Raw genomic sequence first — 13,424 nt, 5'->3', positions numbered from 1 at the left:
AAGCTTAGGGTATATTCCTCACCACTTCCACAGTAGTGGAAGAGCTTCACCACCGGAGTCGGGGCGTAGCGCAGCCCGGTAGCGCACTTGCATGGGGTGCAAGGGGTCGAGTGTTCGAATCACTCCGTCCCGACCATTATCTTCAATGAAAAAGGCCAATGCTTACAGCATTGGCCTTTTTCATTTATGTGACTTATGCGTGACTCGTTTTCCAGCCTGCGCCGTCAGCGCTGGCCCGCCTATGTACCCTTGCTGGTCGCTTGATAGCCCCTCCCGAGCACTCTGTTACGCCTTTGGCCCGAAGCCGTCGGTCAGAGGTGCTCTGCGCGTGGCTAAGTGATCTTCAGCCTGGGTAGCACATACTGCAAGATTCTCGGCATCGTATGGATAGGTAGCTGAGAACAGGCAAACACCAGCAAAAGAGTTGGCGAGATCGACAGGCCTAAAGCAGACCAGAGAAGGCCGACGTTTCGGTTGCCGGCGGTAAGGCCGATGGTCGCTTTGAGCTGGGGCCACCCAGGGAACAGGAAACCGCAGCTGAGTTGCATGACTAGATTGATGCCATAAACCAACAGGATTACAGCCAGTACCAGGCCTGGGTCATGCAGGATGAGCTCCTGCATGCCCGCCATGGTGCCTACCGCGAAAATGAACAGAGCGGATATCACCACGCCGTCGATGGCTATCCCATGTTGGCTGACGAAATTGAAGGCGAACCTCCGTATCAATAATGCAGCACCCTCCGCTGAGCCAATCAAAATAGCCAGGCGAATTGCCAGATCGATCGGGTTGATAGCGATATCTACATGATTTTTGAAAAAATAGAGTATCAAGGGTGCGGATACTGGTATCAGGACCATTGAGCAGAGTGTCGACACTAGTGCTACGGAAGGGGCAAGCTTCAGCATTCTCGCGACTGCAGAGTTTCCACTTGCAGGGGGCGCAGCGACTGCAAGAGCAACGGCCAGTGCCAGCTCGTCATTCCTGCTCAATAGCTTTATGGTCCAACCCAAGATATAGGGGCATGCAACAACAAATATGAGAGGGAAGACGATGGAGGTGTGGATGTTCTTGGCGGCTTCTATAATTTTCTTGTTATCGACCCGTAGCAGCGTTCCTAGCACGAAGATAAAAACCATCATGGGCATCATCGGTCTCATGTAGGTGGCTGCGGTTGGCAGAAAGATACCGACCCCACAGCCCAGCGCCAGAACAGTAGGCCCCTTTTTAGTAAGCCAATACAGGAAGCTCAACATTTTAAATGCGTCCTGAAATGCCTCCTGGGGAGGCATTCAATATTTTGAGGAAGTGAATTCTTTAGCGAGACGATTCGGGCGTATGGTTGTAATTGAAGGGCCGTAACGCGGTTTTCAATTAAGGATGTTTTGTCGAATGCCTTTGGTCGATAATCATCGGCAGACGGTTCGTAGCGAAATTTGGAATTGTCATGCTTCTGGCTTAGCCAAGAAGCTTATCCGTATAGGCGCCGGTAAATTTCTCAATGCTGAAATTACCTCTTTTATCGTACGGACTCCCTTCACTATCACTCGCGATGCGCGCCAGATGATGCTTTCGATAAAGGCTGAGCAAGTCGAAAAAATTCAAATTGCTTTCCCGTGCAGGCAATACGTTGGCATGATCGGTTTGTGACTGCATTCCTTGCTCGATTCGATTTTCCAGCCTAGGCAATAGGTACCAGGGGCAGGTGGGAAACGAATGATGAGCGTTGTGATAGCCAAAATTCAAGATCAATAGATTCAGGTACGTGTGCTTGCGGGCTACAGGGATGGAGAAGGTGTTGAGGATTTCAAAGTGCTTGTCGCTTTTGTTGGCGCTCGGCTCATCCAGTTGTATTTGCTCGAAGGAGTGTTGAAAGCAGTCGACGAAACGCACTACATGAATTCTGATGAGCGAGGCGATCTGCCAGGCAATGAGGGCCGGGAGGCAGTAAACAATGCCCAGTGCGTAGCCTGAGACGTAGAGGAGGGTAGCGATTACCGCACGGCCTTTCTCCTGTCGCGTTCCGCTTTTTAGGGTGGCGCCTATGCCATACAACTTGATGAGGTAGTAGAAGCCAGGAACGTAGATGCGCTCAAGGTATTCCATGACCTGGTAGGCGCGAGGGTGGTCGCTTTTGAACTGCCTGATGTCGAAGCCTACCAGGTCGACCTTGTCGGCGTGGTGGCGGTTGTGGAGATGCTGGTATTCCTCAAAGGATGAAAAGCTCAGTCCGTTGATGAACGAGACAAACTCGCCCAGCAAGGCGTTGGTTTTCTTTGACTTGAAAGCGCAGTTATGAGCGTACTCGTGTCCTAAATACCAAGCCCAGATCTTACCCATCGTGATCAGTGGGATACCTATTAGCAGCCATACAAGGGATGCCGATGAGCAATAGATACCTGCCACGATCAGTAGCGCAGTGAGTAAAGGCATTAAAACCGAGAGTGTTTTGTTTCTTTTCTTGGCAATGGCAATAAGGTCTTTTCTGAGTGCGGGGTTTTTCAAAGCATTCAGATACAGGTCTGCATAGGCGGACGACATAGAACTACCTACTTTAAGGTTCTATAATTTATATTCTTTCAATGAGTTTTTACGGGTGCCAGAACCCTGCTTCTTCGCGTGGCGGCTGATGGCTGCGATAGTGTGCAAGAGCTTTTACGTTTCGCATAGGTCGGATGACATTGCACTTTTTATAAAAGGCAGCAACAATCAAGGATTGATGTCAATGTGCAATTTTATGCAGGGCGAGTGTTGCAAATGCTTTCTGCATTTGTCAAATTACTTTATCTAATCTAGCGTTAGATAATTTTGATTTTTATTTGGCTTTATAGGGCTGCTCTAAGATGTTATCGCCGGATTTGTACGCATGATTTTCAGGGCTTGCAGACAGGCGCTTCGGGGAAATGCCAAGAGAGGAGGGAATACATTTCTACCTGAGCGTGACAAGTAGCGTTCAGCTATGGACGCTTCCAGGCGAAGGCGTAGCCATAGCGAACGCATCTGTTGGTTCTACTTCTTCATGGCCAGCGGGGTCGATTCCACGATTTCCGAACTGCTGCTCGCCACGGGCTGAATGCTACCAGCCTCGCCCTTGTAGCCGATCAGTGCGACACCTGTGATGCACAGGAGAACGCCGCATACGTTCAAAACCGACAAGCCTTCTTTCAGAAAGACCACGCCGATGAAGCCCAAGGCGATATTGATGGCAACGCCGGTCACGATATTACCTGTGCTGAGGTCCCAGCCGCTTCGATACATAAGCAGGAAGCCGATCTCCATCATCAGGATGCACCCCGCGATACCGACCTGAATCCAGCTCATTTGCTTGAGGCTGGCCAGCAGGGTGCCATTGCCGATGAAAAATGGCAGCATCAGAGACGAGAGGATAACAATTGCGACGTAGATGCCTAAGATGGATACCAGCGGGTTCACATTTTCCGGAATCTTCTTCATCAGCAGGTGATAGCCGACCGTTCCGAGAATGGCTGTAAAGGCTGAAGCGTAGAAAATAAAATATTCTTTTTCTTGCATTTTAATGTCTCCTAAACGGCTTCGGTTTCACGGAATGTAGTGGTCTCCAGGAACCTTTTATCCATGTATTCCCCGGCTAATATCGGCGGGTATTTTGATGGGGTTCGGACGGATTGACAGCTGTGCAGGCATTCTACTTTTGCAGTGTAGTCAGGATCCATGAAAAAGGCGGCCGAATGACGAACTCTGCCGCTGGTATTTATAACCCTATGCAAGGTGGCTTTATAGCGGTCATTGGTCCAGCGCTGCATCAGGTCGCCGACGTTCACGACGAATGCATTATCTATCGGTGCCGCTTTGATCCAGGCGCCTGATGTACTTTGCACTTCAAGTCCTCCCGCGTCATCCTGAAGTATCATGGTGATCCAGCCAAAATCGGTATGCTCACCTGCCCCGATGGGCATGCCTGGCCGGTATTTAATTGACGGGTACCTCAGTAGCCTGAGCTGCGCCATAGGCTTGGTGAACTTCTCATCAAAATAGGACGCTGGCACATCCAGTGCCAATGCAAAAACGCGCAGCAGGTCCTTTCCGAATGCCAGGGTCTGCTTGTGATAGTCGGTCATTACGTGTCGAAAGTCTGGAAGGGCGGCGGGCCAGGCATTGGGGCCATAGAACGGAAGTTTTGCTCTTACATAGGGATCGGTTACCGGGAGGTCGGTGGCCATGTCAAAGCCTTCCTTGATATCGCCCAGTACCCCGTCCGATTTATCGGCGCCTTCGCTGAAATATCCCCGCATGAACGGTGACTTATGGATTTCTATTTTCTGCTTTTCTGCAGATGGAAGATCAAATAACGATTTCAGTTGCGCAAAAACATTAGAAATCAAACCGGTGTCGACAGCGTGATTGACAACGGTGAAGAAGCCCATTCCTCGGCAGGCGCTGTCTACCGCATCGACCAACTCAAGTGGAATCGGTCTGCCTGGTCGTAATGCTGCAGCGTCGATGAGCGGGATAGCTTCTTCTTTCATAGGGCCTCGCAAGATGACTAACGCACCTCTTCAGTCTGAGGTTTTACGCGTATTGAGCTGTCCGATGGATCAGGTTTTACCCCGCCAATCACTGTGTTTCGTACAGAGAAATTGCGTATTCTAGAGCCGGGATGGGCATGTAAGGCATGCGCAGGGCGGGGGCGGACGGCGGGTGCTTGACGATGGTCGCGGCCTATGAAAATTTGAGCAAACCAGATAAAGTTAGCCAGGCTAAATTTTTTGATCTGGAAGGAGCTGGATGTGTTTGCTAAATTGCCGTTAACCGCATTAAGAGCATTCGAGTCTGCAGCCAGATTAGGCGGGTTCAAGTCTGCCGCGAAGGAGTTATATGTCACGCCGGCGGCCATCTCTCATCAAATAAAGTCCTTGGAAAGTCAGCTGGGTACTCTTTTATTTGAGCGCACGGCTCAAGGGGTGAAGTTGACAGAGAGCGGCCAGTTGCTCTATCCCAGTATTCATCTCGCGTTATCCGATATCTGCCGAAGTTTTAAAGGCTTTAGCGGAGATTCCAGCCCAAGGAAAGTTCGTGTCACCACCACGCCGGCATTTGCGGCCCTGTGGTTGATTCCCCGAGTGTCTGATTTCTACGCCAAGTATCCCGACGTTCAAGTCAGTATCGAAACCAGTAACGATATCGTCGACCTGCTGAGAGATTCATCCATTGACGTGGCGATTCGTTGTGGTTCGGGTGATTACCCGGGGTTATATAAGAAGTTTCTCATGCAGGAAGAGTTTGGCGCATTTTCATGCCCGCGCTGGAAAGCGGCCAATGTGAATGGGAGCAATCAAAACCTGAGTCTTATAAACGTGCGGTGGGGCACGCCCTTTCCGTTCTCCATAAGTTGGGAAAACTGGTGCCGGGTGGCGGGTCTGGAACAATGGATCGATAACGCCATTTATCGGGAGTATGACGATGAGCATTTTGCGCATCAGGCGGCCATTTCAGGGCAGGGCCTGGTGCTTGCCAGTACCGTGTTGGTCGCCGATAGCGTAGCCAAGGGGTTATTGGTAGATATCAAGCCAGATATCAAGATCGAAGGCTTGAAATACTCGGCCGTTGCAGTGCCGGGGCGGGAGCGAACATCGCCCTTGAAGGAGTTTTTAGAATGGCTTGAGGAACAGTCCGAAGAGTTCCGAGCCCTGTAAGAACAAAGGTTTGCCTATGCCAAGGAAAACGCCAAGGCTTTCTGACAGCAGCCTTTGTCGATGACCGGTAAACGAAATCCTCGCGTCTGCAACCGATCAGCCGGAAGTTTGTCTACTATGTAAGACAATTCCTCACCAGCAGAGGCCAAGCCATGCAGTCAAAAGCGGATCTTCAACGCGTGCTCGAAACGGCATTCCGCCCCAGTCGGTGCGAATGTGTCATGGGCAGCAACGACAGCTTCTCGATCAAGCTGTTCCATGCCGTGTCAGGCGACATGGAGCTGTATGTTACGGGCCTGCCATTGTCCGAACTCGCCAACAGTCGCTCCATTGCGCGCCTGGTTCTGTCACTCAGAGAGCAAAGGGACCTCATGGCGCAAATGGATCTTTCCATGCGTCGGCTTGGTTAGCAGTACAAAGCCTATCCATCTGTACCCGCGCCAGGTCTGATCTGGCCTGCTTTCCGTATGCCTGTTCTCTTGGCATCGCTCTCCTGGCGATGTCATCTGCCCCTCTTTTTCTCATCTATCCACGTGTTGATGCCTGTGTCTACATCGGCACTGGGCGTGGCTGTCTGTCACGATTGATGCATTAAAGGCAATAAAATCGTAAATATTTGCATTTGAACGTTCTATAAGCCCCTGTCAGTCTGGCTGAACATGCCCGCAGTGTCTGGGGCGCGGTTTGTGCCTGTCCGCATGACTCATTCGATGGCTGCCACCACGGTGTTGCAGGCATCCAGGGCCGGACTGGTATCGCTGTATACATAAATAAGAAAAACGAGATGTTCTCCATGCCCGTACTCATCTGCCTGATCCCCTCTACGCTGTTCTTCAGACCTTGTCCCGTAGACTGAAAACACTGCTGCCTGGCGGCTTTGCGCCGGCTTATAACGACAACTAATCTGCTTTCACTGCTGCGCTATCGCGTCGGCCAGTTCCTCAAGGAGTACCCGCTATGTATCGCTGGCTTGCCAACCTGAGTGTCGCCAGGAAGCTGGCAATGGGCTTCGGCCTGTTGCTGTTGATGAGCCTGCTGATTTTCTGGGCAGGGTGGAGTTCCATTTCCGGGTTGTCCTACCGAATGGACCGCATGAGCGCCGTGAACGAGCTGATGAACGAACTGGCCACCATGCGCCTGGCGCGAGCGGACTACCTGCAAAGCGAGGGCGATCAGGAAAAGGCCAAGGCGCTGGCGGTGAAAATGGAGGCCACCGGGCAGACCTTGAACGAGCTGAATGGCTTCTTTCAGACCTCGGCGAACCAGGCCAAAGTGGCGGAGATGATCCAGGAGCTGGGCGCCTACCAGGCCGGTATCGAAAAGCTCAAGAGTAGCTACCAGCAGATCGACGCCTCGCGTCTGGTGCGGCGCACCACAGGTGACAAGTCGCTGACGATGATCAATGCTCTGGACAAGTATGTCAGCGACAGCAATGCCGATGTCGCCGAGCAATACCGGGTCTATCGAGTGGTCAAGGACCTGCAGATGCAGTTTCTCTTCGCCCGTTTCGAAACCCGAGCCTATACCTACAGCAACAACCCGAAAAACTTCGATGCCGCTGCTGCCGCCGTCGACAAGACCCTGGCCAGCCTGAAGGTGCTGCGCCAGACTCTGACCGGCGGCGATCAGGCCGCCTTCTCTGAGCTGCAAACGTTGATTGCCGGCTATCGCGAGACGCTGCAGACGCATCAGGCGGCGTTGTTGCAGATCAAGACCCAGCTCGCCGAAATAGAGAAGAACGGCGACACCATGCTGCAGACCAGCCAGGCGCTCTACGACAACCAGATGCAGATGCGCGCCAAGGACACCGCCACAGCGGCCTGGACCATGACCAGTTGCCTGGCACTGGCTTTGATTCTCGGCCTCTTCGGCGCGTTGCTGATTACCCGGCAGATCGTACCGCCCCTGCGCGCAGCGCTCGATAGCGTTCGCCGGGTGGCCAGCGGCGACCTCGCCGTCCAGGCCACCTCATCGCGCCAGGACGAAATTGGCCAGCTGGAGCAAGGTCTGGCGGAGATGACCGTCAACTTGCGACAACTGGTCAGCCATATTGGCGACGGCGCGACCTTGATCGCCAGCGCCACCGAGGAGCTGTCGGCCATCACCCTGCAGACCCGCAACGGTGCCAGCGACCAGAAGCTCGAAACCGAACAGGTGGCCACGGCGATGCATGAGATGACCACTTCGGTGCAAGACGTGGCACGCAATGCGGTCGAAACGGCCAGTGCCGTGGATCATGCGGCGCAGGATGCCAGGGGCGGAGCGCAGATCGTCATGAAGGCCATCGGCCAGATCGAGAGCCTCACCGGGGAAGTGCAGCGCACCAGCCAGGCCATTGGCACCCTGGCGGCAGAAAGTGGCCGGATCGGCAGCATGCTCGACGTCATCAAGTCAGTCGCCGAGCAGACCAACCTGCTGGCCTTGAACGCCGCCATCGAAGCGGCGCGCGCCGGCGAGGCGGGACGCGGTTTCGCCGTGGTGGCCGACGAGGTTCGTGGCCTGGCCCAACGCACCCAGCAGTCCACGCAGGAAATCGAAGGGCTCATCGCTGCGTTGCAGCAGGGCACTAGCAACGCGGTACAGCGCATGGAGTCGAGCCTGAGCCTGACCACCGACAGCGTGGAGCTGGCCCGCGAGGCCGGTCAGGCGCTGTCGAGCATCAACTCAAGTATCGTGGCTATCCAGGGCATGACCCAACAGATCGCCGCCGCTGCCGAGCAGCAGGGCGCGGTGGCCGAGGAGATCAACCGCAGCGTGGTGAATGTGCGCAATATCACCGAGCAGACCTACACGGCCAGTGAGCAGACCAGCCAGGCAAGCCAGGAGCTGGCCAGGCTGGGGCATACATTGCAGGGGCATGTGCAGCGCTTTCACGTGTAACCGGGGCGGCCAGCGTACTGCCCAAGGTCGGCAGTACGTGGTCTGACTGAACCGTATTGGCTTTAGCCGCAATACAGTTCAGGTAGTCGTTATATGCTCGGTAGGAGCGGCTTTAGCCGCGAGAGTGCCAGAAAATTCACTGCATCTGTTGTGAACATGTGGTCGCTGCGCAGCTGAAGTCCCTTACCCGGTTAACCGGTCGGTATTGTGGCTGACCTTGGTCTTCACGGTGCGTGGCCGTACTTGACCACGAAGTCGTTTTCCATCTTCACGCAAGCGGCGGAGATGACGTTGCGCGGGCCTGCTGCGCCGGTAAAACGGTTGAGTTCGTCGCGGCACTGCTGGATGGCGCTGCGTGCCTGCTGCTTGACTCTGGCCTGGGGCGAGTCGTCGACCAGCAACACAGCCGTAACGATGGCTGCCGCAGCCACGCCCAGAGCAATACCGATCTTGGCAGCCTTGTTCATGTCCCGGCTCCTGTCGCCTGTCCCCATGACAACCCGTTGAAAAGCATGCTTTTTCTCCCTGAAAAAAATCGCACTCTAGCATGGCGCAAGGCTATCATGCAGCCAGCCCATAGCCCCTGCAAGCCGGTGATCGAGGCTGCCTGCTCAGCGATGGAACGAAGCTTTGCGGCATGCAGTCAACGCTGTATCCATCCTCCGCAACAGGTACAGCCCATGGCCCGTGACATCGCTGACAAACTCGCCGACGACCTCAAGGTCAAGACCCGCTCTGAACTCGACACCTTCCTCGATCAGGCCAATGCGCTGATCGAGCGTGGCAACGCCATTGGTGCCCAGCGCGGGCCGCAATCGCGCCACTTGCTAGGGCAACTGCTGGATCGTGCCGATGCCTTGCTCAAACCCCGCGAACCCCTGGTGCCAGGCCTGGAGCCCTCCAAGGTCGAACAGGCCAAGGCTTTCGTCCGGGCGCACCCGGGCAAGTCGGTGCTGATTGCCGTCGGCGTCGGGCTGGTGCTCAAGCGACTGCTCAACCGCGACTAGGCGTTTGCCTGCAGGGCCGGCATCAGCCAGAAACTCTCTTCGCGGCAGAAGCCGGTGTTGCAGGTTTGAAGAGGGCTCAGGCGTCACGCAACAGGTCGTGAGCGTTGAGCAGTTCCCAGGCGATTTCCGGGCGCCGCTCCAACCCCCGGCGGATGGCTGCGGGAATCGCCTGCCGTGTCTTGCGGCACAGGCCGGGGACTTCTTCGAGTTGAATGCCGATGCCGCGCATGGTGCGTACTTCATTGGGTCCAGGTGCGATGCGCACCTCAACGCCCAGTTGCTCGAAAATACGCCGCTGCAGGTGCTGCAATTGCTCCAGACTCTCGACGTTTTCCAGGCGTTCGATCAGCCTCTGTTCCTGCTCGCGGGTCAGCAGCAGGATGCGCTGGTCGGCGCCCGGCACCTGCAGGCGTTCACGCTCGCAATTGCAGGCGCCGGGAGGGCAGGGGTGGCGGATCGGGATCGTGCTCATGGCCTCAGCATAACCATTCGTTTCCAGATGTGAATAGCCGCTAGCGCTGACTGACGGCTTAGCCGCAGGCCAGAGCCTTGCTGTCAATGTCCCTTCATTCAAGGTGTTCGATCACCGCCCACTTCGCGCTTCGAGGCGATTGACGCTCCTCGCGCGGCGAACTTACCCTGGCCGCCAGAAACCGGTCGTGCGCCGGGTTCACGAGTGGCTCCGGCAGTGCCCGAGATGCCGCCGCCTGATGAGCTGCACGGCCGATGAGGTCGGCAGAACCACAAGAATAATTACAAGAGTGCCTTGCCCTATGGATAGTCGTCTGCTCAGTGAGCGCAGTCGGGTGTTCGACCGTGCCGACCCCCATCTGGTATCGGGGTACGTCAATCAGCATGTCGGTACGCACAATATCCGCATGCCATCGGCGGGGCGCCCGCAGGCCAGCCTCAACCACCGACAGTTTGCCAACCTTGACCTGTGCCGCATCAGCTACGGCGGCAGCGTGCGGGTCATCTCACCGGCGCTGGAAAGCATCTTTCATCTGCAGATCCTGCTCAGCGGCCATTGCCTGTGGCGTGGGCATCGTGAGGAACACTATTTCGCCCCCGGCGAGCTGCTGCTGATCAACCCCGATGACCCGGTTGACCTGACCTACTCGGACGATTGCGAGAAATTCATCCTCAAGATGCCGGTCAGCCTGATCGAGTCGGTGTGCGCCGAGCAGCGCTGGCAGCCCCCTCGCGAAGGCGTGCGCTTCACCGCCAACCGCTACCAGCTGAGTGGGCTCGATGGCTTCGTCAACCTGCTGGCGATGGTCTGCCAGGAGGCCGAAGCGGAAGAACGCCTGCTGAAAGTGCAGGAGCATTACGCGCAGATCGTCGCCAGCAAGATGCTGACCCTGATGAAGACCAACGTCAGCCGCGAACAGCTGGGGGGCCACCCGGCGATGTTCGAGCGGGTACTGGACTACATCGAACGCAACCTCAAGCACGATATCGACATCGAGGCGCTGGCGGTGCAGGCCGGGGTCAGCCTGCGCAGCCTGTACGGGCTGTTCGAGCGCCACCTGGGCGTGACGCCCAAGCTCTATGTGCGTCAGCGCAAGCTCGAGCGCATCCATGCCTGCCTCAAGGATCCCGGCTGCACCGTGCGCAACCTCACCGAACTGGCCATGGACCATGGCTTCCTGCACCTGGGACGCTTCGCCGAGCATTACCGGCAACGCTTCGGCGAGCTGCCGTCCGAGACCCTCAAGCGCCGTCATGGCTGATCGCCGGCGCCACGCGCGCTCGACGTCGCCGCCTGTTCGTCAATAACTGCCTCTTCGTAGCTTCTTCGCGGCTGACGGCCCATGCCGTTTCCATCCAGGCCGCTCGCGGTCAAGCCAGACAGCGCCCGTTCCTCTGCCAGCCGCTTTGCAAGAAACGGATAGCACTCTGCACAAAGCGGCTATTGCCCGCGCGCCCTCGACCCTAACCTGACCCGGCCTGAACAATAACAACGGAGGCCCCGGTCATGTCCCTGGGTATCGACTACCTGAATTCACTGCTCCAGGAAGATAAGGAGCAGGGCATCTATCGCTGCAAGCGGGAGATGTTCACCGATCCGCGACTGTTCGAGCTGGAGATGAAGCACATCTTCGAGGGCAACTGGATCTATCTGGCCCATGAGAGCCAGATCCCCGAGACGAACGACTTCCTCACCACCAGCATGGGTCGCCAGCCGATTTTCATCGCGCGTAACAAGGATGGGCAGCTCAACGCCTTCCTCAACGCCTGCAGCCATCGCGGTGCGATGCTGTGCCGACACAAGCGTGGCAACAAATCCTCGTACACCTGCCCCTTCCATGGCTGGACCTTCAACAAAAACGGCAAGCTGCTCAAGGTCAAGGACCCGGTGGATGCCGGCTACCCCGAGGGCTTCAACTGCGAAGGCTCGCACGACCTGACCCGCGTGGCGCGTTTCGAGTCGTACCGGGGCTTTCTGTTCGGCAGCCTCAACTCCGACGTGCTGCCGCTGGTCGAGCACCTGGGCGAGTCGGCGAAGATCATCGACATGATCGTCGACCAGTCCCCCGAAGGCCTGGAAGTGCTGCGTGGCTCCAGCAGCTACATCTACGAAGGCAACTGGAAACTCACTGCCGAGAACGGTGCCGACGGCTACCACGTCAGTGCCGTGCACTGGAACTACGCCGCCACCCAGAACCAGCGCAAGCTGCGCGAGGCTGGCGAAGAGATCAAGACCATGAGCGCCGGCAGCTGGGGCAAGACCGGTGGTGGCTTCTACTCCTTCGACAAGGGCCACCTGCTGCTCTGGACACGCTGGGCCAACCCCGAAGACCGCCCGCTGTTCGAGCGCCGCGACGAACTGGCCAGGGACTTCGGCCAGGCCCGCGCCGACTGGATGATCCAGCATTCGCGCAACCTGTGCCTGTACCCCAACGTGTACCTGATGGACCAGTTCAGTTCACAGATCCGCATCGCCCGGCCGATCGCCGTGGACAAGACCGAGATCACCATCTACTGCATCGCGCCCAAGGGTGAGAGTGCCGAGGCGCGCGCCCGGCGCATCCGCCAGTACGAAGACTTCTTCAACGTCAGTGGCATGGCCACCCCAGACGACCTTGAAGAGTTCCGCTCCTGCCAGATGGGCTATCAGGGGGCACGCGGCTGGAACGACATGTCGCGGGGAGCCGCGCACTGGATCGAAGGCGCCGATGCCGCCGCGCAGGAAATCGAGCTCAAGCCGCTGCTCTCCGGTGTGCGCACCGAAGACGAAGGGTTGTTCGTGCTGCAGCACAAGTACTGGCAGGAAACCATGCTCAAGGCGGCCGCCGCCGAACAGCCACTGATTCCCGTGGAGGCCGTGTGATGAGCACCCTTTACGAAACCGTGCGTGACTTCCTGTACCGCGAAGCGCGCTACCTCGACGATGCCGAATGGGACAACTGGCTGGAGCTGTACGCCAGCGATGCGACCTTCTGGATGCCGGCCTGGGATGACAACGACGCACTCACCGAAGACCCGCAGAAGGAAATCTCGCTGATCTGGTACGGCAACCGCGGTGGCCTGGAAGACCGGGTGTTCCGTATCAAGACCGAACGCTCCAGCGCCACCGTGCCCGACACCCGTACCTCGCACAACATCAGCAACCTCGAGGTGCTGGCGCACAGCGACGAGCAATGCCAGGTGCGTTTCAACTGGCACACCCTGAGCTTTCGCTACAAGACCGTCGACAGCTACTTCGGGACCAGCTTCTACACCCTCGACCTGCGCGGCGAGCAGCCGCTGATCAAGGCCAAGAAAGTGGTGCTGAAAAACGATTACGTGCGCCAGGTCATCGACATCTACCACATCTGATTTCCCGGCCCGCCTGTGGGCCTGTACCGATTGCTGCCGTGAG

Annotated in this window: 13 protein-coding genes, 1 tRNA gene and 1 pseudogene; 9 read left to right on the top strand and 6 right to left on the bottom strand. The window is 56.7% G+C overall.

Annotated elements, in window-relative coordinates:
- Positions 1-59: 59 nt before the first annotated feature.
- Positions 60-136: transfer RNA gene (locus RRX38_RS05435), tRNA-Pro, on the top strand.
- A gap of 196 nt (positions 137-332) precedes the next feature.
- Here the strand turns inward: RRX38_RS05435 and RRX38_RS05430 are convergent.
- The 4 genes from RRX38_RS05430 to RRX38_RS05415 form a co-directional block, all read right to left on the bottom strand.
- A complete protein-coding gene (locus tag RRX38_RS05430; protein WP_315961843.1) occupies positions 333-1,256 on the bottom strand; it encodes a hypothetical protein in 924 nt (307 codons plus the stop codon).
- A gap of 202 nt (positions 1,257-1,458) precedes the next feature.
- On the bottom strand, positions 1,459-2,541 hold the full coding sequence (locus RRX38_RS05425) for a fatty acid desaturase (RefSeq protein WP_315961842.1): 1,083 nt from the start codon (positions 2,539-2,541) through the stop codon (positions 1,459-1,461).
- A gap of 468 nt (positions 2,542-3,009) precedes the next feature.
- On the bottom strand, positions 3,010-3,531 hold the full coding sequence (locus RRX38_RS05420) for a hypothetical protein (protein WP_315961841.1): 522 nt from the start codon (positions 3,529-3,531) through the stop codon (positions 3,010-3,012).
- Between the two features lie 11 nt (positions 3,532-3,542).
- Positions 3,543-4,505, bottom strand: coding sequence for an isopenicillin N synthase family dioxygenase (locus tag RRX38_RS05415; RefSeq protein WP_315961840.1), 963 nt, complete (start codon positions 4,503-4,505; stop codon positions 3,543-3,545).
- A 261-nt stretch (positions 4,506-4,766) separates the two neighbouring features.
- On the opposite strand from RRX38_RS05415, the gene RRX38_RS05410 reads away from it, so the two are divergent.
- From RRX38_RS05410 to RRX38_RS24975, 4 genes and pseudogenes are all read left to right on the top strand, one after another.
- Positions 4,767-5,672: a LysR substrate-binding domain-containing protein gene (locus tag RRX38_RS05410; RefSeq protein ID WP_315961839.1), complete on the top strand. Its 906-nt coding sequence runs from the start codon at positions 4,767-4,769 to the stop codon at positions 5,670-5,672.
- Positions 5,673-5,824: 152 nt separating this feature from the next.
- On the top strand, positions 5,825-6,082 hold the full coding sequence (locus RRX38_RS05405; RefSeq protein WP_295479395.1) for a DUF1652 domain-containing protein: 258 nt from the start codon (positions 5,825-5,827) through the stop codon (positions 6,080-6,082).
- Between the two features lie 547 nt (positions 6,083-6,629).
- A pseudogene (locus RRX38_RS24980) lies at positions 6,630-7,697 on the top strand (methyl-accepting chemotaxis protein); the annotation flags it as partial.
- On the top strand, positions 7,689-8,552 hold the full coding sequence (locus RRX38_RS24975) for a methyl-accepting chemotaxis protein (RefSeq protein WP_410524898.1): 864 nt from the start codon (positions 7,689-7,691) through the stop codon (positions 8,550-8,552). The pseudogene RRX38_RS24980 and the gene RRX38_RS24975, both read left to right, overlap by 9 nt.
- A gap of 224 nt (positions 8,553-8,776) precedes the next feature.
- Here RRX38_RS24975 and RRX38_RS05395 read toward each other — a convergent pair whose 3' ends face one another.
- Positions 8,777-9,019 carry a hypothetical protein gene (locus tag RRX38_RS05395; RefSeq protein ID WP_295479401.1) on the bottom strand — a complete coding sequence of 81 codons (243 nt, stop codon included), beginning with the start codon at positions 9,017-9,019 and terminating at the stop codon, positions 8,777-8,779.
- A 213-nt stretch (positions 9,020-9,232) separates the two neighbouring features.
- On the opposite strand from RRX38_RS05395, the gene RRX38_RS05390 reads away from it, so the two are divergent.
- A complete protein-coding gene (locus RRX38_RS05390; RefSeq protein ID WP_315961838.1) occupies positions 9,233-9,559 on the top strand; it encodes a hypothetical protein in 327 nt (108 codons plus the stop codon).
- A gap of 76 nt (positions 9,560-9,635) precedes the next feature.
- On the opposite strand, the gene RRX38_RS05385 is transcribed toward RRX38_RS05390, so the two are convergent.
- The gene (locus tag RRX38_RS05385) at positions 9,636-10,031 is read right to left on the bottom strand and encodes a hypothetical protein (RefSeq protein WP_295479407.1); all 396 of its coding nucleotides are present in this window, start codon (positions 10,029-10,031) and stop codon (positions 9,636-9,638) included.
- 301 nt (positions 10,032-10,332) lie between these two features.
- Between RRX38_RS05385 and RRX38_RS05380 the strand changes: the two genes are divergently transcribed.
- The 3 genes from RRX38_RS05380 (at position 10,333) to benB (ending at position 13,381) form a co-directional block, all read left to right on the top strand.
- Positions 10,333-11,292, top strand: a complete 960-nt coding sequence (locus RRX38_RS05380; protein WP_295479411.1) for an AraC family transcriptional regulator — start codon at positions 10,333-10,335, stop codon at positions 11,290-11,292.
- 245 nt (positions 11,293-11,537) lie between these two features.
- The gene (gene benA, locus RRX38_RS05375; protein WP_315961837.1) at positions 11,538-12,893 is read left to right on the top strand and encodes a benzoate 1,2-dioxygenase large subunit; all 1,356 of its coding nucleotides are present in this window, start codon (positions 11,538-11,540) and stop codon (positions 12,891-12,893) included.
- The gene (benB, locus tag RRX38_RS05370) at positions 12,893-13,381 is read left to right on the top strand and encodes a benzoate 1,2-dioxygenase small subunit (protein WP_295479419.1); all 489 of its coding nucleotides are present in this window, start codon (positions 12,893-12,895) and stop codon (positions 13,379-13,381) included. The genes benA and benB overlap by 1 nt, the downstream gene beginning before the upstream one ends.
- Positions 13,382-13,424 lie beyond the last annotated feature (43 nt).

The organism is Pseudomonas sp. DTU_2021_1001937_2_SI_NGA_ILE_001 (assembly GCF_032463525.1).
In the GTDB taxonomy this organism is placed as follows: domain Bacteria; phylum Pseudomonadota; class Gammaproteobacteria; order Pseudomonadales; family Pseudomonadaceae; genus Aquipseudomonas.
Note: the sequence above shows the minus strand (reverse complement) of the source record. Positions and strands in the feature narration are given on the sequence as shown.